Annotated in this window: 19 protein-coding genes; 5 read left to right on the top strand and 14 right to left on the bottom strand. The window is 50.3% G+C overall.

What is annotated here, in order from left to right; genetic code table 11:
• Positions 1–146: 146 nt before the first annotated feature.
• Positions 147–566, bottom strand: a complete 420-nt coding sequence (locus EKM87_RS00540; RefSeq protein ID WP_125680744.1) for a hypothetical protein — start codon at positions 564–566, stop codon at positions 147–149.
• A 445-nt stretch (positions 567–1011) separates the two neighbouring features.
• On the opposite strand from EKM87_RS00540, the gene EKM87_RS00535 reads away from it, so the two are divergent.
• Together EKM87_RS00535 and EKM87_RS12585 are read left to right on the top strand one after the other, a co-directional pair.
• Positions 1012–1881, top strand: coding sequence for a hypothetical protein (locus tag EKM87_RS00535; RefSeq protein ID WP_225428362.1), 870 nt, complete (start codon positions 1012–1014; stop codon positions 1879–1881).
• Positions 1882–2015: 134 nt separating this feature from the next.
• On the top strand, positions 2016–2138 hold the full coding sequence (locus tag EKM87_RS12585; RefSeq protein WP_263853759.1) for a hypothetical protein: 123 nt from the start codon (positions 2016–2018) through the stop codon (positions 2136–2138).
• A 450-nt stretch (positions 2139–2588) separates the two neighbouring features.
• Here the strand turns inward: EKM87_RS12585 and EKM87_RS00530 are convergent, their stop codons facing one another.
• The 9 genes from EKM87_RS00530 to pyrF form a co-directional block, all read right to left on the bottom strand.
• On the bottom strand, positions 2589–3479 hold the full coding sequence (locus EKM87_RS00530; protein ID WP_125680740.1) for an EamA family transporter: 891 nt from the start codon (positions 3477–3479) through the stop codon (positions 2589–2591).
• 116 nt (positions 3480–3595) lie between these two features.
• Complete coding sequence (locus EKM87_RS00525; protein ID WP_125680738.1) at positions 3596–4039, bottom strand: hypothetical protein; 444 nt, start codon at positions 4037–4039, stop codon at positions 3596–3598.
• Between the two features lie 22 nt (positions 4040–4061).
• A complete protein-coding gene (locus tag EKM87_RS00520; RefSeq protein ID WP_125680736.1) occupies positions 4062–4592 on the bottom strand; it encodes a hypothetical protein in 531 nt (176 codons plus the stop codon).
• 239 nt (positions 4593–4831) lie between these two features.
• Positions 4832–5140 (bottom strand): hypothetical protein, encoded by a 309-nt coding sequence (locus tag EKM87_RS00515; RefSeq protein ID WP_125680734.1) that lies wholly within the window; start codon positions 5138–5140, stop codon positions 4832–4834.
• A 128-nt stretch (positions 5141–5268) separates the two neighbouring features.
• Positions 5269–5400: a hypothetical protein gene (locus EKM87_RS12580; protein ID WP_263853757.1), complete on the bottom strand. Its 132-nt coding sequence runs from the start codon at positions 5398–5400 to the stop codon at positions 5269–5271.
• Positions 5397–6143 (bottom strand): DNA alkylation repair protein, encoded by a 747-nt coding sequence (locus EKM87_RS00510; RefSeq protein WP_125680732.1) that lies wholly within the window; start codon positions 6141–6143, stop codon positions 5397–5399. Before EKM87_RS00510 ends, EKM87_RS12580 begins: the two co-directional genes overlap by 4 nt.
• Positions 6144–6441: 298 nt before the next feature.
• Positions 6442–8553, bottom strand: coding sequence for an amidase family protein (locus EKM87_RS00505; protein WP_125680730.1), 2112 nt, complete (start codon positions 8551–8553; stop codon positions 6442–6444).
• Between the two features lie 492 nt (positions 8554–9045).
• A complete protein-coding gene (gene pyrE, locus EKM87_RS00500; protein ID WP_164506403.1) occupies positions 9046–9687 on the bottom strand; it encodes an orotate phosphoribosyltransferase in 642 nt (213 codons plus the stop codon).
• Positions 9684–10397: an orotidine-5'-phosphate decarboxylase gene (gene pyrF, locus EKM87_RS00495; protein WP_125680726.1), complete on the bottom strand. Its 714-nt coding sequence runs from the start codon at positions 10395–10397 to the stop codon at positions 9684–9686. Before pyrF ends, pyrE begins: the two co-directional genes overlap by 4 nt.
• A gap of 302 nt (positions 10398–10699) precedes the next feature.
• Here pyrF and EKM87_RS00490 point away from each other — a divergent pair, with 302 nt between their 5' ends.
• Complete coding sequence (locus tag EKM87_RS00490; RefSeq protein WP_191988544.1) at positions 10700–11932, top strand: MFS transporter; 1233 nt, start codon at positions 10700–10702, stop codon at positions 11930–11932.
• Between the two features lie 121 nt (positions 11933–12053).
• Positions 12054–12803 (top strand): peroxide stress protein YaaA, encoded by a 750-nt coding sequence (yaaA, locus tag EKM87_RS00485; RefSeq protein ID WP_125680722.1) that lies wholly within the window; start codon positions 12054–12056, stop codon positions 12801–12803.
• Between the two features lie 27 nt (positions 12804–12830).
• Here the strand turns inward: yaaA and EKM87_RS12695 are convergent, their stop codons facing one another.
• Both EKM87_RS12695 and EKM87_RS00480 read right to left on the bottom strand, forming a co-directional pair.
• Positions 12831–12947 carry a DUF5776 domain-containing protein gene (locus EKM87_RS12695; protein WP_225428361.1) on the bottom strand — a complete coding sequence of 39 codons (117 nt, stop codon included), beginning with the start codon at positions 12945–12947 and terminating at the stop codon, positions 12831–12833.
• 128 nt (positions 12948–13075) lie between these two features.
• Positions 13076–13660 carry a TetR/AcrR family transcriptional regulator gene (locus tag EKM87_RS00480; RefSeq protein ID WP_125680720.1) on the bottom strand — a complete coding sequence of 195 codons (585 nt, stop codon included), beginning with the start codon at positions 13658–13660 and terminating at the stop codon, positions 13076–13078.
• A gap of 164 nt (positions 13661–13824) precedes the next feature.
• Here EKM87_RS00480 and EKM87_RS00475 point away from each other — a divergent pair, with 164 nt between their 5' ends.
• Positions 13825–16584, top strand: coding sequence for a YhgE/Pip domain-containing protein (locus tag EKM87_RS00475; RefSeq protein WP_125680718.1), 2760 nt, complete (start codon positions 13825–13827; stop codon positions 16582–16584).
• A gap of 544 nt (positions 16585–17128) precedes the next feature.
• Here the strand turns inward: EKM87_RS00475 and pepI are convergent.
• Entirely contained in the window at positions 17129–18013 is an 885-nt protein-coding gene (pepI, locus tag EKM87_RS00470; protein WP_125680716.1) for a proline iminopeptidase, read from the bottom strand.
• A 323-nt stretch (positions 18014–18336) separates the two neighbouring features.
• Positions 18337–19185, bottom strand: coding sequence for an oxidoreductase (locus EKM87_RS00465; RefSeq protein WP_125681001.1), 849 nt, complete (start codon positions 19183–19185; stop codon positions 18337–18339).
• Positions 19186–19225 lie beyond the last annotated feature (40 nt).

The following is a 19225-nucleotide window of genomic DNA, read 5'->3' as shown; positions in this document are numbered from 1 at the left end:
TGGGAAAATATCCCAATCTCTTTTTTTCGTGATGAAATCCTTTAATGACCCCATTTATGCTACTTAACCCCGATAACCACCCCGTTCAAGCTAAGCACTATTCAGTCGGTTCAAATGTCCATCCATACCGACTAAACCGTTTCATATTAAGATTGTTGGTACCAGCCGAGATACTCATATTTGCTGGACCAGGCATTTTTGAATTTAAGCTGGTTTTTCTTCTGAATGATTTTTAGCCGAGATGACTTTTCTGTGAGCTCACCCGTTTTATACGTCCCCACCAAAAGATAAGTCCCCTTACCAATTTGGCGGTACTTCAAATTAGTCCACTTCGATTCAGTGTGGTGCTTACGAGCTAAGTCGATTGACTTGCCACTAACCTTGAAATGCATGCCAATTTTGGTGCCCTGATTATGATATGTCCGGTGCCAAGTTCCCCGTAAGGCCTTAGGCGTCCCCGCATGCCAACTGGCTGCCTCAGCCTGGGTGGTGGTAGTAGTTGTCACCACCCCCATCGTCAAAACCGTCAGACCAATTAGCCATACTTTCCCCGTTTTACGCATCATCTTCGCCCTCCAGAATCGTTTTTTTCGTCTATTTAGCGACAGTGGTTGGTTACCAAAATCAGTATACCAACTGCTCAACGAAAATCCTTTCGGGACTGCTTACAAGTTTTTTTATAACAAGAAGCCTCACAATTAGTCTCAGTAATGTTTGAGATAGGTGGATTTTAACCATTTTGACCAACACTAACTGTATATATCAACGTCTTTCACAATTTAAACGGTCGACTCATTCACATATGATTTGAAAAACATTTCCCAGGTTAACTGCTTGAATTAGACGCTTGATAGTCAACCCATATAACCCAGGTTATCTTTTGGTTCCACATGAAACAAATCCCAGTTCTTCCATTTTTCTTCACATATTCTAAGGTATAATTGAGGTAACAGTTTATCTCAGAAAGGAGCGGTATTCATCCTCAGAAAAGTTCTTAAAACTGGCCTTAGCTTGCTAGCAATTAGTGCCGTTGCATTAGGCGGTGGTCTCTTGGCTAAAGCTCAAACCGAAAAACCCAGTGCTCTGGTTAAGGTCGGAGACTACACCGCCAGCACAGACTTCTTAAACCTAAGTGCCTACTACCAAACAACTAAACCGATCACAGTAAAAGTTGCCTACCTACCAACTTATAAGACTGGTCAAGCTATCATGCAAAAACTAACGTTGCCTGCTGGAATCACGGTGGCGGGAAATCTAACGACAACGAAAAAAGGTAGCTATTTGGTCCCTAGTCTTCAGCTATACTTAGCACGGCTCAGTTACCCTGCTCTCTTAAATAGTGCTAAGGCCGGCTACACCATGGACCCTGGTGCTGGTGCTTACGACCCGCAAGCCACAATCACGGCCACGGATAAATTAGCCGGATTCAAGCGCGTTAAGGCGCCAATTTACATGCCAGGATATAGTCATGGTGACTTATACATTGGTGGTGCCAAGGCGGCGTTGAGCCCCATTGAGCCACATACAACTAGTCTTCGCATCACGCCGGACGGCTACGTTGAAGTCCTCAAATATGACAACAAGGCTAATTCTGGCTTAGGGTTTGCGCAAAAGCCGTACAGTATTGCTAAAATCACCAAAACTAATTTTAACGATCCCTACCGAAAACTATACTTTAGCCACGATTTAAAGGGCGTTAATACCAAACGAATCAGTCATTCTGGGGCTCAGCAGTATTGTCTGACGCTAAAGAATCTACACACACCCCAACATACCACTGGCAACCCCACCAAGGGGATTGCCGGCATCTTTGATAGCCTGTATACCATTGGTGGTACCAAATACTACACCTTCATTGGCTATGATGGCGTGAGCGATTAACGCTCAGCATAAACCCGCCGCAACCTACCTTGGCTACGACGGGTTTGCTTATCCTGATAATTAAGCTGGATAACCGCCACTGTAGACGAGTCGTGGTAAACTGACCCTTAAAGAACGCTAAGGAGGCGCGGGTGATGAAACAACTTTTTAAATTTATCTTGGCGATCCTATTGATGGGTGCGGTGGCCGGTGTGGCCTTGACTAAAACTGCAGCGGCAGAAAGCCACGCAACTTCTACAATTGTTCAGACTAAGTGATCACCGAGTAGGTGTTTGATTGACTTCAATCAAGCACCTTTTTTAAAGCTAAATAAGTAATCGGTGCTTGCATACGAATCCCTCCAACAATTTTATTGGTTTCAGAATACCAGGTACCTTTACTTTTCACGATGCTTCTATCCCGGGAATAATCGTAGGGCCTGAATGACTTTGCGCCACGATTAATCAGGGAGCCCTCAGACTTCCCACTAAGCAACTTAATGGGTAAAACGATTCTTTCCCGCTCCCCCTTGATTCATGCTATGATGGCCTCAATAACCGGTCACCTTTTGGAGGAGGAGATTGCAGTTGGCTAAATTCATTTCATGCTTTGCTGCTTTATTTACAACGGTTTGTATCATGACTTTCGGACGAAATTAACACGTCACATAAAGGGACCTCAGCGACATATTTGTCACTGAGGTCCCTTTATCTCTATCCAAGCAGTATTTAATTCAACTGTTCTCGCCGACGCATCCCCCAAACATTTGGCAGAATAACCGCTGAGATAATAATCACGACGCCGACCATCTGTAAGCCGCTGACCGTTTCTCCTAATAGTATAAAGGCAACTGCAATGGATGATGGCAGTTCCAATGATGACAGGATTGGGCCAATTCCTAATTCCAAATATTGCATAAAGATCGAATAGGCCACCAGCGGAAAGACCATCGAGAAGAGGGCAATCAGAATTCCCCACTTAATCGTATCTCCGGTAACCGGTGCCGTCGCAATCTGTGGGCCCCAAACGACTGAAATCAAGAGGAAAGCACCCACACACAATAGCCAAGTCTTACTTAAGGGATCCAAGTTATTTCCCAGACTGGCTGTAAACTGCATCGTGCAAGCATAAGCACAGGCCGCTAAGAAGCTAAAGAACAGTCCCAACGGTGATAAGGCCCCCTCAATCGGAAAGAGACCAGCCGCCAAAACCGTGCCCACTAAAACGAGGACGATACTTAAAACTTGTAGACGTGATGGCCACCGATGGTGAATCAGTGATCCCAGCAAAACTGACAACCAGACCGCCTGCATCAGCATGACTGCCGCTGCAGCTACCGAAACTAATTTTAACGCCTGTATGTAAAAAGTATTGGTAAACCCAGAAGCCGTTCCCGCCGCAATCACCAACAAGATTTGTTTCCAATTAGTGTGCTGGTATCGCAGCCAGCGTCGCCGCGCAACGTGGATGATTCCTAAAATAATGACCGCACTAAGGAAGGACCAGAATAGCAATGGTCCGTTGACGACGCCCTCTCGCCGCGCAATTTTGAACAATGACGCCGGAATTCCAAAACTAACGGCGCCCAGTGCTACGAAAATTGGTGCTATTTTTTTCAAAAAATCACTCCAAAGATATGTATTCCTAATAAACCTATCGTCCTCATTATACATCTTCTGAATGCTCGAAAACCGCCAGCAAAAAGGCACCAGATTCTCATCCAGTACCTCCTCAGTTAAAATCTGTAATTCACGTGACCCATCAGTTTCTTATTGCGATCCGACTTGTGTCGCGTGAAGTATCGGACAGAGTAGGGTGCAGCGGGCTTGTAATCGTCCGCAAAATTCATCAACACAGCCTGGCGTTTACCATGAATTGTCCGTTTTACGCGTTTGTTCGACAATATTGCATCGGTACCACTAACTCCCCAAGCGCAGCCATTTTTTCCATTAGAAACGTAGAGTCGTTTCCCTTTAAGGGTACTTTTAGTGCCATTATAATTCGAATACACCGAATGCTTTTTCACGATAAACGTCGTGTGATTGCCATACCAGTGTCCCCGGTAAGCCCGTGGAATCGCCCGACTAGCACTAGCCGATACTGGCGATTGCATCATTCCTAACCCAATTCCAACACCCACTAATAACGCCACGAACATGAACATTTTTTTCAACTTCACTATGTATCGTCTCCTAAATTATTTAAAAATCATCGCGTAGCCGCTCATTCCCGAAAAAATGGTTAGCATACTTCTTCGCGGCACGCTTACTATGATAGGCGTACGCATCGGTCCAAGCTTCAGCACCACTTGCCAATTGCAGCGTGTGATACGTCTTACCATCGAGTCGATGGGCAACGCCACGATAGTAGTCCCCTGCGCCAGCTCCCTGGGTCCAACCGTACGTCCACGTCCACTTTTCACCGTCAATTTTAAACGTCGTCCCATAGATCCAATTGCGATGTCGCCGACTGCGAAAATTAGTGGTTGCTGTGACCTTCTTAGGGTGTAAATGCCATGTACCCGCTGCGCCACTGATTTTCTTGGCCGTAATCTTGACGCGATAATACCTGCCCCCTGAATAGGTATACCACGTTCCCCGCATACGTTTGGGAAAAGTCCTGATTGTGTAGCGGGTCTTCGCCGCCGCTACCTGCTGAGTTCCAAGTGTAACAACCGCCGTTGACACCATTACTGCAGCTAATAGCAAGGTGACCATCCGTTTCATGTTCATCTGTCGCTCCTCCGATTTCAAGTGATAAAAAAGTTCTGTCCCCTAACCACTCTCATTCTAAGCTACCCCCGCTGACCTTTCAATGGGGTAGCAATCCGATTAATTCTGCAGGCAGTGCAGGAAGCCTTGTCGTCCAAAGGCCACAGTGCTTTGTTATTAATCACAATTTATTATTAATAACAAAATCAATACAAATAGCCAAACAAAGACGGTGTCAAAAACAACACTGTAGAAAAGCTTTAAAATAACTGGCCTGGATTAAAAATCGCTAAACTCAACACGTACAGCGCCCAACCACCGGCTAACCTCCGCCAATTTAACCTGATGTTTGCCGCTAAGGCCTGCCACCAACGACGCAAGTAAACAGCCCCACTGACCCTTAACGGTGCTACCAACTGTGTTTTACGGGCCAGCAGCGCTAGATAAAACGTGGCGACGCCTAGCCCCAAGATAAAGGCTAATCTTAAGATAGCGACCGCTAAATTTCCCTGTAATAGGGCCAAAACCAGTTGTAGCCCAGCACCAGTCAGCGATGCTAAATTCCACATGACCGGTATTACCAACGACCACTGCCATGGAATCAGTGAAAAGACCCCATACCAAAATAGCAATTTACAGCCGCTCCACGTCGCATGAAGGACCGACGGCAAGGTCAGGCCAAACGCCGTAATCACGTTTACGCTGAAAAATGCGTCGCCAGTAGCCACAAGCAGATCACCAAAATGGCAACACACCACGCCGCTAACAGCTGAACCACTAGCAACGGCATCTGAAACAATTGCGTTAACTTCGTTTGTAACGTCTTCAAGCTTGCCCGCCCCTTCGTTTCGCTTCAGTCCGCTTCTCAGCCAATAACGCCGTTAACGAAGCCTTCTCGTTCGTTGTCGTGTGTCGCAACGATTTAATCTTCTGAACAGTCCGCTGCACAACTGGCAGGGAAAACTCCGTCCGCAACAGATGATAGATTGTGGCCTGTTGGTTAGGAAAGGCCGCCGCCAGTAACCAGGCCTGGCCCATCTGCACGTAATAGTTGGTACTGACTACGCTCACCGCTAATTGTAGGGCAACCTCAGTGAATTCAGGTGTTAGATAGAACTTCAGGAGAAACACCAACCCGGTCCGCTGAAACCATGGATTGTCCGACTGCAGGTAACGTTGAATCACGGTCAAAAATTCCGCCCGGAACGCTTTGACCTGATTAAAATGAATCACCATATCACACACCGACCAGTTTTCCGCCTTAGAAATGTAGGCGTCGCATAGCTTCGTAAAGTAAGCAACATCCAGTGGCAATCGACTCAGCACGTACCCCTGAATGATAACCGCTTCATAATATTCTGTCCCAGCTACTGCTAAGAAATCGTGTGGCATCCCCTGACTGATTGCCACCCCAAGTGACCGCAGCGTCTTCATTGGGATTCCCAACAATGGTCGCTCGGTCGCTACAATCTTTGCACTCCGATCCCGGAAGTGGTCATCCCCCAAATCCCGTAAGTCTTGCAAGAATTCCTGATAAGTTGCCGCCGTCCACACCGTCGTGGTTAACTCCATTTGACGCCATCTCCCCGCACTATTTTCTCCAATTATCGCACACGGCCGGGGCTTTGGGGAGATATCATGCCAGGATGTTTCACATGAAACAATCCTTAAATATCCTTGACTTCATTCTTGCCACGTGCGATACTAGCTCCTGGTGCCAAACCAAGGTGGGGGTACGCGATCGGTGCGCAAGCATTCCGAAGGTCGCCGCACCTCACCACTGACAGCTCTACGCTCTGCGTAGGGCTGTTTTTTGTCTATTTTCAGACCACAAAAACGCCGACACCCAAATGGTATCGACGTTATTTCACTACTTCTTAATTAAAAATTGCTTGTTTCCTGTAATGACGTGACCATTTGTCAGTACTAACCGAGTCCGTTGACCATGAACCTTAATTGACTTGATTTTTAACACGTGTCCCTGCTTAACGTGTTTAACCCGTTGACTCTGCTTAAACGTCAAGTGTTGATACTCGTAAAGACCACCTCGGCTGATGACCCGAACTTTACCAGGGTTCTTCTGGTAGTAAAGTGCCGCCACTAGCTTCGAATTGGCAGTCACGTAACCACCCTTGACCCGGTAACGCAGCGTCCCATGCTTGGAGTAAGCGACGCCTAACACCTTGAACGTTGTACTCTTAGTCCGTGGCTTAGCGCGATAATGCCGAACGCGTTTCGTAAGATTGGCGTCCTTATAGAGGTTAACCGCTGTTTTAGCATATATCTGTGTCGGAAAACGTACGGTAACGGACTTATCGGGACTCGTTGTCGTGACGGCTGGCTTCTTCGCTGGCGTAGTAGGTTGCGCTGGCGTAGTCGTGGCCGGTTGCTTCTGATCGTCCAAGAACTTCAATTGGCCCTGCTTTTCGAAGAGATCACCCATCGCCAAGAGTAAGCGGTCCTGACTCGTAGCTGCTTCAAGCTGAATCCCTAATGGCATCTGGTTGCCACTAACGTAGGTTGGCAAGCTGATGGCCGGTTCCCCCGTCACGTTAGCCAATTGCGTAAATGGCGACTTACTCAAGCCATGCAACCAGGCATCGTAAATTAATTGCATCTGATCCTGACTGTCTAACGAAGAGATGTTACGCATCTTCTCAACGTATTCCGGTAAGTAGGCCGGATCGGTGTTACTAGGCGCGGTAGTCGCCGTGGTTGGCGTTAGGTACAACGGATATTTTTGATGGAAGTCGGCCATCTGCTGCTTGGCCGTGGCAATTTCCGCCTGATAGCTTGCCTGATTCTGACTATCCGCGGCCAGCTTCTTACTAGCCTCGAACAACGCGTAAGTCATAATACTACCGTCATCTGGCTCTAGGTCCCGCTTGAAGGCTGATCTGGCAAACGAGTTCGCTGCAAACCCGCTCGATGTGGCCCCTTTGTAGTAGGCCTGCATCAAGGCTTTCCCATCTACTGGGCTGTCCGCCTGTTCCACGTTGAATCCTTGAGCCTTCAGGAACGAAACGCTGCGCATCACCGCGTTCACAGCATCCTGGCTCACCGGCGTGCCCACGGGTGACTTCGTTGAGTAAGCAATCTTTACTGATTTCAAATCCTGCGGTGCGGCATCAGCGGTCACATTCCCGCTGAGCATGTTGTCAAAGAGTGTCTGCGTATCCTGCATGCTCTTAGTTTCCGCAAAACTAGCCATACTGCTGCTAGCACTATCACCTTGAATCATCCCCGCAGTCGGCTTTAACCCAATGACTCCCGACCAGGAGGCAGGAATCCGCAGTGACCCACCAGCATCGTTCCCGGTTGCCAGTGGCACCATATCATCGGCAACACTAGCCGCTGCCCCACCAGACGAACCGCCAGGATTATCACTCGTGTTCCAAGGATTCTTGGCGGCTCCGTAGAGCTTTGAATCCGTAATATTGGTCAATCCCAATTCGGGATAGTTCGTCTGACCGATCACAATGAAGCCTAAGCTCTGTAGTTTTGTGACAAATGGCTTCGTGTAGCTCGCCACTCGGTCGCTAGAATAAGGTAACCCTTGCGTGGCGGGCTCCCCTTTCAATTCCTGCGCCAGTCCCTTGATCAAGACTGGTACGCCATAGAATGGCTGACCGGTATCCTTCAGCGCTGCGGCCTCACTATAAGCCGCGTCCTCCCGCATAGTCAGGACCGCATTGAGTTGTGGATTATCCTGCTTAACTTTAGCCAACGCTAACTGAATCAGCTGTTGGCTAGTCACTTTGCCAGAACGCACCATATCGGCCAGTTGCGTGGCCGTGGCGTGTTCGTACTGGGCCTGAGTCAGCGTTTGACTCCCGGTCGGCGTTGTCGTTGAAACCGTTGGTGTCGTCGTATCACTGGCAAAGGCTGGCAAAGTGACGCCGGTTCCTCCAAGAACCAGGGCCACAATTGCCGTTACTAGAATGAGTCGCTGTTTAACGTGTTGAAAGGTTAGTTGCTTCATGAAAACTCCTCCTACTATGTACAAACTTCCCCTCCAATACTACAAGACTTGGACTTGTTTGAAAACGCTTAATTCGGCATTTTGATAAGTTAGTGATTATGGATTCCATTTCATATTAATTATTTACAAGTGCTAATCGCCCATCCACATCAGACAAGACACGCAATTCCCGCCAAATTGTCGTCGATACCCCTATTTTCTCCCTATACGCTAATTACTAATTGATTACATTAGTAATTATTAAATGAGCACACCCATTTCGTCACAGAATTAGCCGTTTTTTAAAAAAATATTTTTCAAAAAGGGTCTGGGACAAAAGTCTCAGACCCTTCGTGCGCTCCGAACATATATTGCGGAAACGTGCGACAAAAGGCAGTCAACTCCGCTTAACCCCGATAGACAAACAATCCAAAACCGGGATTATTCGTCTATCGACGTTAATGCTCATTGACTAACCGCCTTCTGTCCCACTCTCTTAGCTTATTACTCACATTATTGAGCTGACTTCGGCCAACCCCAGGGATCTTCCCGCCACTGTTGCAGTGACGCAAACTCGGCTGGTGTCATCTCCCCCTGTTGCCGCGCGACCGCAATCAAAGCGCTGTACGTGGTCAATGGCGTCAGCGTCAAGCCCGCCTGTTGAAAGTTGACCACACTATCTGGTAGTTCGTACGAGAAAATGGCGACGACACCCAACACCTTGGCGCCTACCGCTTGTACGGCCTTGGCAGCGGCCAACACACTGCCGCCAGTTGAAATCAAATCATCGATCAAGACGACCCGTTCTTCCGCGGAAATCTGCCCCTCAATTTGCTTGCCCTTACCGTGGTCCTTAGGCTTAGCGCGCACGTAGTTCATCGGCAAGTTTAACCGATCCGCAACTAGCGCCGCATGGGGGATTCCGGCGGTCGCGACCCCACCGATCACCGTCGCTTCCGGATACCGCTCCCTGATCAATGCTGCTAACCCATCTGCAATCTCTGCGCGCACTTGCGGGTACGCAATCGTCTTACGATTATCCGTGTAAATGGGGGCTTGCATCCCGCTAGCCCACAGGAATGGGTGGTTAGGGGCCAAGGTGACCGCCTGAATGTCTAAGAGGTCCGTTGCGATTTGCTGGTCAATTGTCATTATTTCCGCTCCCATTCTTGTAAAATCTGCTGATACGCTGCAACCGGATCACTGGCCTGCGTGATGGACCGGCCAACGACGATTCCATCACTACCAAGCGCGGCCGCTTGGGCCGGAGTCACCACCCGCTGTTGGTCGTTAGGATCATCCGTTGCGAGTCGAATCCCGGGATTGATGCAGAGAAACTTGGGACTCGTGGCCGCGTGGATCTGCGCGTCTTCCAGGGCAGAAGAAATAACACCATCCGCCCCGTTCGCATGTGCCAGTTGGGCCAAATGGGTGACCGCAGTGGTCAGATCAGCCGTGACCAATTGTTCCGCTTGCATCTGGGTTTCAGAGGTGGAGGTCAGCTGCGTGATGGCCAATAAACGCGCTGGCTGGACCCCTGCTAGTTCACTCCCACGAAGGAGGCCCCGTTTAGCCGCCGCAATCATGGTCGCCCCACCGGCCGCGTGAACCGTGACCATGGCCACGCCTTGTCGTCCAAGCTGCACCATCGCCTGCTCGACCGTGTGGGGAATGTCGTAGAGCTTGAGGTCTAGGAACACGCGCAACTGGCGGGCTTGCAACTCCCGTAAAATCTGGGGACCAGCGTCGTAGAAAATTTCCATGCCCACCTTGACCATTAGCTGGTCCTGGTGTGGAAATTGATCGAGAAACTGGAAAACTTGGGACTGATTTTGAAAGTCTAACGCAATAATAACGGGTCGCATCGAATCCACCTTTCTCTCAAAAAAACCGGGTAGCCTGCAGCGGGCTACCCGGTTTTAACCATCCCCAGTATCTCCACTGAGGGCGGTCATCCGTTCACCTTTTTAGTCTCACAGGGCTAAGTTAAAGTTGATTTTGATTGAGTTTACCTTAGACTGGTAAAAACGTCAAGCCGTATAATTAAATTAATAAACGCCCGAACGGTTGCTTTTTAGCGAGTATCATGGCACAATACTAACAACACCCCGGGAAACCGGCAAAAATAACGAATGTCAGAGAACATTCATTTTGGAGGAAATTGAATATGGAGAACACTATGCACGACCGCGCGCTTAGCACCCACCAGAAGTGGACCATCGCTTCAACTTCAGCAGGATTTGCCTTGGAAAACATGGACGTTATGTTTCTATCCTTCGCACTTTCATCGATCATCGCCGATTTACATATCAGCGGTGCCCAAGCTGGCTTGATTTCATCGATCACGAACCTGGGTATGCTAGTGGGTGGTATTTTATTTGGTATTTTGGCCGACCGCTTTGGCCGCGTCAAGATCTTCTCGCACACCATCTTCATTTTCGCCTTCGCTACGGCGGCCATGGCCTTCGCTAGCAATATTCACCTGATTTACCTGTTTCGCTTCATCGCTGGCATCGGTGCCGGTGGTGAATATGGCGTTGGAATCGCTCTGATTGCCGAAAACTTTGCACATAACAAGATTGGTAAGATGACCTCCCTGGCCGCTATTGGTGGCCAGGTGGGCGCAATTCTCGCCGCTGTTGCCGCAGCCTTCATCATTCCCACGCTGGGTTGGCAAGCCCTCTTCGTCTTTGGGCTGATTCCAGTCGCCCTGACCTACTTCATTCGGCGGCACCTGCACGAAAGCGATGAGTTCTTAGCCGCTAAACACGCGCCCAAGGCCGACCGCCAACCAGTCCAGATTCGCTCACTGTTCAAGACACCACAACTGGCGTACCAGACGTTGGCGCTGATGGTGATGGTGATTGTTCAGATTGCCGGTTACTTTGGCCTAATGAACTGGCTACCTGCCATCATGCAGCAAAAGCTCGGTTTGACGGTGGCTGGCTCGTCTGTTTGGATGATTGCCACGATTGTCGGTATGAGCATTGGGATGTTAACGTTCGGGAGTATTCTCGACTACTTTGGTCCCCGGCGGGCATTTGGCATCTTTCTGATTGCCAGCGCCATCGCCGTCTTCAGTATTACGCTGGCCTTTAACCAGTTCACACTGGTCCTCGCAGGTGCCGTTATCGGATTCTTCTCTAACGGCATGTTTGGGGGTTACGGCGCCGTCATCAGTCGCCTCTACCCAACGGAGATTCGTTCCACGGCCAACAACGTCATCGTCAACGTTGGTCGGGCTATCGGGGGGTTCTCTTCCGTCGCCATCGGCTTTCTGATGGACCACTACAGTCTGGTCGTGGTCATGGGCTTCCTGTCCGTGCTCTACCTGATCAGCTTCACGGTCATGCTGACGATTCCGAGTTTCCGTAAGCTTGGCCAAGTCAACGAAGCTTAAATTTTAAAATTAAACGTACGCCCCAGCATGGTTAGGAAATTCCCACCGTGCTGGGGCGTTTTTTAGTTAATTATTGGTATACTAATGGGACAAGCACCTCGAGAAAGAAGGTCCCGGCACCATGAAAATAATCATTGCTCCCGCCAAGAAAATGGTGGTCGACACGGACACGTTTGGCTGTGACGGTCACCCCCAATACCTGGCCCAAACGCAGCAGATTCTGGCAGCACTTCGGCAGTTAACCTACGCGGAAGCCAAGGCACTTTGGCACTGCAGCGACAAGCTCGCGCAACCCAACTATGACTGGTTACAAAAACTCGACTTGAACCGCCAACTCACCCCGGCCATCCTAGCGTTCTCCGGTATCCAATACCAGTACATGGCCCCGGACTTATTTACAGCAGCGGCTCTAGACTATATCCGCAAAAACCTACGTATCCTATCCGGCTTTTACGGGATTCTCCGACCGTTCGACGGCATCGTGCCCTACCGTCTGGAAATGCAGTCACACCTTCAGGTGGCGGGTGCCAATTCCCTTTACACGTTCTGGGGCGACCGCCTGTACCAAGCGCTAGCAACGCCGCCCACGGAACCCATCATTAACTTAGCCTCACAGGAATACGCAAAGACTATTCGGCCCTACCTCCAGCCAGGGCAGCGACTCGTTACGGTCGTTTTCGGCAGTCTGGTCGACGGTCAGGTGAAGACCAAGGCCACACTGGCTAAGATGGCACGGGGCGAAATGGTACGGTTCTTGGCGGAACACCATGCGACCGATATCCAGGATGTCACTACCTTTGATCACCCCGATTGGGCGTTTGATGCCCTGCGGTCAACCGATGATGAGCTGGTCTTTATTCATCAGAAATAAACTAGCCGCCTTCTGATACGCACCTTTTCAAATATAAAAAGACGAATCTGAGATTTTCCCCAGATTCGTCTTTTTTGTAACTGCCATAACTAACTTCCTATTCGCTGTCACATAGTGGCCGTTTTCCAGGACGAATCGTGTCATCAAATTGTGATGGCTGATACCCACACCATAAACTTAGCCCCCTGCGCAAAGTGATGAACCTTCCCCGCCGTTCGACTATGTTGAGTGACGTCGCGGACCGGATAACGCCAACAGAAACGTTTCAAAATTTATTTTTTCTGCTTTACTTCCGCCAAAAATCCCTGCATCCCCCGAAGATTGAGCGTCACGATGCGCTCGCGAAACGCCGCTACCGACAAGTCCAACTGACCGGTGATGTACAGTCGAAATAACGTGAGGGTATTGTCGATCAGAAACGTCACAGCGAGCTTGGCATCCGTCGCATTCAGGCCGTAGTCCGTTTCAAAACTAGCCGCCAGCCCCGTTGCTACTCGATGCTTGACCCGCCGTGAAAGAAAACTGTAGTCATCCGAATTTAAAATGAACGTGTAAAAGGTCGGTGCCTCCTCAAAGAAGGCGTCCAACCGGTCAAACCAAACCCCTGGATGATGCAATGGATCATGATTAGCCGGTTCACGTAGTAGCAGCTCTAACAACTGATCCGCAATCTCCGCCGTAAAACTATCTGCCAAGTCATCAATCGAGTCATAGTGTAAGTAAAATGTTTTGCGGTTAATATTCGCTTCATCCGTCAACTGTTGCACCGTCAACTCACGAAAACGGTACTGCTGTGCCAACTTTCTAAATGCCGCTCGCAGTGCCTGGTTAGTTCTGATAACGCGTCGATCAGTCATGGTATTCCTCCAGTTAGACCCCAGATGTGGCAAAAGTGTGGCTTACTCCTCAGGTTGCCACTTTTTGTTGTGGACGCTTGGTTCCCAAGTCCTTATCCTTTAACCACACGTGAGGCATAAAATATTTGCTCACAGCATACCACAGTTCAAGGAGGGAATCACCGATGATTCGAGCCGAATGGCGTTATTTAATTAAACACAAACTGTTATTAATTGTATTGATTGTAATCATGTTGATTCCATCGATTTACGCAGTCACCTTTCTAAAATCCATGTGGGATCCCTATGGCAAGCTTGCGGACTTACCCGTTGCCGTAGTCAACCAAGACCGCCCCGTCACCTATCAGGGCCAGCACCTCGCCGCCGGTCAAAACCTAGTTCACAATTTGTCAGACTCCGATGCCATGAAATTCATCCCAGTTACCAATGAGGCCGCCGCCAAGCGCGGTCTGCAACACGGAAAATACTACATGGTCATTACCGTTCCCCAAGATTTTTCGCACAACGCCACCACCTTGATGCAACGAACCCCGCACAAGATGGTTCTGCACTATGAAACCAGTGCCGGCCACAATTTCACCGCCGCTAAAATGACCACCACTGCTGCCAAGACTGCCGCTCAGTCCGTCGGCAATGCGGTCACCCAAAGCTATGCCAAGACCCTCTTTACCAGTATTAAGCAACTCAGCGTGGGACTCTCGACTGCTGGAACTGGTAGCCAGAAGTTGGCAACTGGGAGTCAGCAACTCACCAGTGCCGACCGCAAAATTACCCAGGGTCTCAACAATTTGGCTGCCAGCAACGTCAAATTGACCAACGGTGAAACCACCATCACGACCAAATTAAACGCCTACGTCACGGGCGTAAAACAGGCCCAGGCCGGCAGTCAAAAAATCAGCACCGGCCTCGACCAGTTACTCAGCCAATCCCACCAACTCGTGAGTGGTATCGGCCAACTCAAGACTGGTGGCGAGCGTTTAGCAACCGGCGTGGCAGCCTACACGCAAGGCGCCAGCAAAATGAACGCCGCTAGTGGCCAACTCACACGGGGCAGTCGTACCGTGCAGAACGGCACACAAACCTACGTCGCTGGTGTACACACTGCCAACACCGGTGCCCAACAGCTTAAGGGTAATCTGACAAAACTAGCGGGCAGCACCCAGACGCTCGATACCAGTGTGGGCAAATTAGCAGATGGTAGTCAGCAACTGGTAACCAATTTTGACCAACTTGCCACCGGATCCGCCGCCCTCACTAGTGGCCTGCAAAAGGTCCAAGCCGGATTGAAAACGTCGCAAGAACAACAGGCCGCCCTCAAGCAGGCTTCTGAAAAATTGGCCACTAGTTCTCAGAGTTCCGCAACGGTCAAAACCGATGCCACCGCCCTTGAAGCCGCTCTAACCACCTTGGCGGACACGGACAGCGGTGCTCTTCAATCCAAATTGGCCAGTACCGCTGATGCGCAAGGGTTAACCGCCTCACAAAAGGCCGCTATGCTAAAAGCGGCTGACGATAGCACTAGCAGTTCTGTTGGTGCTGCGCAAAAGGCTGCCAAACAGCTCAGCAATGATTTGACTGACCTGGCCACCGATACTGCAGCCGCAGCCCAGCTGCAAAAGTCACTGGCTACGGCCACTAGCGCTCAGGATACGCTAACTACCAGTATCACCACTCTGACCACCAACGCACAGTCGCTGACCACTGGCTTACAAAAAGCTAATACTGCCCTCACTAGCCTGGATAATGGTCTCCAAACCTTACACCAGCAAACACCCGCCCTAGCCACTAGCACGGCTAAACTTGCTACCGGCGCCAATAGCCTAGCAACGGGGACGGCGAAGCTGAACAACAGCGGTACGGAACTGACGACTGGTACTGCCAAATTAGCAGACGGAACCACCCAGCTGGCCGACGGTAGCCAAAAACTAACTGCACAAAATGCCACCCTCACCAACGGTGCTACTTCAGTTGCGTCCGGCCTCACCACACTCAATGACCAGACCCCTCGACTAACCACCGGTGTCACCCAATTGGCAGATGGGGCAGCCACTCTAAACAGCGGTCTCACCAAGTTAGCTACCAGTGGGCCCCAACTGACGACGGCCCTGCAAACGGTCGCTAACGGTAGTGGTCGAGTCTCCGCGGGTGCGCAAAAACTGGCAACTGGTGCGGGACAAGCCACGACCGGAGCTACCAAGGTCACTGCGGGCAATGCGAAGCTGGCCAAATCACTCAACATGGCTGGACGTAAAGCAGCCGTACACCCGTCCCAGTTGACCTACCGTCAATTTGCTAAACCAACCACCACCCAGCACAGTGACCACGACGACGCCCCGGACAACGGAACGGGGATGGCCCCGTACATGATGTCCGTTTCTCTCTTTGTAGGCGCATTAGCCTTCAACCTGATGTTTGATATGTACACACCACGTAAATACCCCCGGAGCGGTTGGCGTTGGTGGCTAGGCAAAGCTTCCATCATGAGTGCCTTTGTTCTAGGTGAAGCCCTCTTCATGACCGGACTCATGGCAGCCATTGATGGTCTAGCCCCCATTCACCCGTGGGCAACGTTCCTGATGCTAGTCATTACCGGTGCAGCGTTCATGAGTATCGTCTACTGGCTGAATCTTGTCTTTGGCAAACCGGGTGCCTTCTTTAGCATGGTCCTCCTGGTCCTCCAGTTAGGCGGGTCGGCTGGTACCTACCCCCTCCAGTTGACCAACGGTTTCTTCAAGGCCATTCATCCCTGGTTGCCAATGAGTTATTCAGTCACGGGGTTGCGTGAAACGCTGATGATCGGAGACTCCGCCCTAACAGAAATGGGCGTGCTCCTGCTGATTGCTTTGGTATTCTCGGGTATGGCCGTCTTGTTCTACGCGCGCCGCCACGGCCGAATCAGTGCCATGGATATTTCGGAAACTTAGCCCTTACTCTTACTAACGAAATTCAGTTGAGATTTGTCACCCCCTTTTTGAGAAAACAGTAATCGATTTTCACTACAAAAACGCACGGACACCGCCAAGTTTGGCTGGTGTTCGTGCGTTTTAACGTAATTAACTAAAGATTGAAGCACCCACTATGCCTGATACAACAAGGATTGGGTACTGGGGGTCTAGTCGGACATAGTGGAAAATTCCCGCCTGACCGTTCACCAAATTTGGCTCACTCTCGGCTACCTAGTGGCGCGTCAACAACATTGAGTAAATGCTATGATTTAGACATCTAAGCTAGCTTAGCTTCCAAGAACCTGCTTAACCGGAGGGGGTCAGAGGTGGAGCTTGCTGTGTCGACGGTGTTAGCCGATTCTCGGCTTACAGCGTGGGACGTGTTTGGAGACTGGTGGTTTCCCCAGGCTTCAAACCGAGCCGAAGGACCGCTTTTCAGGCCGCAGGCGTTCCCCACAGCAGGCGGAACCTCTGACCGCCGCAGGTGGCTGAGTGAGCCTAACCTTAAGTCTATAACGGCTTATTATTCTTGGTCAGCTAACCACCGCGTCAAGCGTGCAAAATAGGCCGGCGTTTCGTCAATAAACGCCATATGGCGGCTGTGGGCAAAGAGCGTCCACTCCGCGTGTTGCAGGTGATCGACCATGGTTTTGGCGACTAATGGCGTACACAAATCATTGGTCCCGCTCGTCACCAAGGTTGGTGTCGTCAACTGCGTCAATTTTTCTGTGTAGTCGTAGTTCTTTAGGGTACCGGTCGGGAAATACTCGTTAGGCCCCCAGGCCGTCTCATAAGCAACGGTGCCACTCTGTTTCGGCCGGCGAAGAAACTCGGGAGAGTCCGCCGTCACTGGTCCCGCGGCATGGGCCACCATGTAGCGGTCATTAGCCGCCAGATAGGCAGCACTGGTGAAGTCACCCGTTGCTTCCGCTAGTTTGATGGCTTCCTGATCAGCTGGCGCCATGAAACGAATCATGCGATGTTGTTCCTGAGCCCACAGCTTAGCGGAAGATAGCGTGCTTGCCAGAATCAGGCTCTGGATACCAGCTGGTTGATAGTCACACAGATAAATAATAGCCAGCATTCCACCCCAGGATTGCCCCAACAAATGAACCCGGTCGAGGTGCAGATAGTCACGGAGAGCCTGTAACTCGGCCACCCAGGTTTCTGCTCGCCACAGACTAGTATCCGCCGGGTGCGATGATTTTCCACATCCCAATTGATCGTACATGACCACGGGCCGCCCCGTTTGTGCCGCCAATTCATCAAATGCCTCGAAGTAGTTGTGCGTCGACCCGGGGCCACCATGTAGCAGCAATAGTGGCGTTAACCCACTCGTTAGATCGCCCACCACACGATAGTACGTTTGATACGACCCGAAGGGCATGTAACCTTCTTGAATTTTCATTTTACCGACCTCACTTTTAGGTTCATTATACCCACTTGCCCGGTTGTTCTAAAGGTCTTCATTGTTTCACATGAAACATAAATTGATTGGGGCAGCAGGGGGTTAGTTAATGCGCCTTAACGGCTGGAAAAATTGGTGACAAAAAAGGAGGTAGGACAAAATCCCTACCCCCTTTTGCGCTCCGACCATATAGGGTCGAAACGTGCGACAAAAGGCTGTTAACTCCGCTTAACCTGATAGACAAACAATCCAAAATTGGGATTATTCGTCTATCGCCATTACTGCTCATTGACTAACCGCCTTTTATCTCACGCTCTCAAAGCCTACTTTTCTTCCGGTTGGTCCGCGGAAAGTGAAATCTCCCGAACCGCCTTAAAGTCAGCTAATGACTTTTCATACTTAGCAATGGCCGTGTCCGTCGCAAACTTACCCAGTGGCAAATGCAGCGGTAACTCTGCAGCGTGGTTCATCACTTGATCGTAAATGATGGCCGCTGCCTTGTCAGGATCACCAGGCTCGTGGTGCGCCCCGGTCTCACTACCTTCAATACTATCGGCGAACTGCGCGTACGCTGAAATCTTAGGCATGGCCTTTTGTGACGAACGACCGGCCCAATCAGTCCGGAAACCACTTGGCTCGATCAACATAACCTTGATGCCTTGGTCAGCCACTTCTTGTGCCAATGACGCGCTAATGCCTTCAACGGCGTGCTTACTACCATGATAGAAGGACAGCGTTGGGAAGGAAGCCAATCCGGCAATCGATGAAAAGTTCACGATGATACCCGCCCCTTGGTTTCGCATCGTTGGTAATACGGCGCGCGTCATATCAACCAGGCCCCAGACGTTCACGTCAAACATGTACCGAACGGCGTCCCGGTCACTTTCTTCAAACGTCCCGAAGTACCCGAGACCAGCGTTGTTGATCAGGACATCGAGGGCGCCAAACTTGTCGGTCGTAGCTGCGACAGCGGCCGTAATTTCGTCTGGCTTGGTCACATCCAAGACCTGTTTGAGGATCTGGCCGTGATTGTATTGGTCCAGATAAGCTAACTGGTCCGTGTGCCGAGCCGTAGCCACTAAGTTCACGTCATCCTTTTGCGCTAAAAAGGTTGCTAGCGACTTACCAAAACCCGTTGATGTTCCCGTAATTAACCATGTCTTTGTCAAAATTATCACACTCCTGAATTATTTATGACGTAAGCGTACACCC

Origin of the sequence: Levilactobacillus yonginensis (assembly GCF_003946265.1) — a bacterium.
In the GTDB taxonomy this organism is placed as follows: domain Bacteria; phylum Bacillota; class Bacilli; order Lactobacillales; family Lactobacillaceae; genus Levilactobacillus; species Levilactobacillus yonginensis.
Note: the sequence above shows the minus strand (reverse complement) of the source record. Positions and strands in the feature narration are given on the sequence as shown.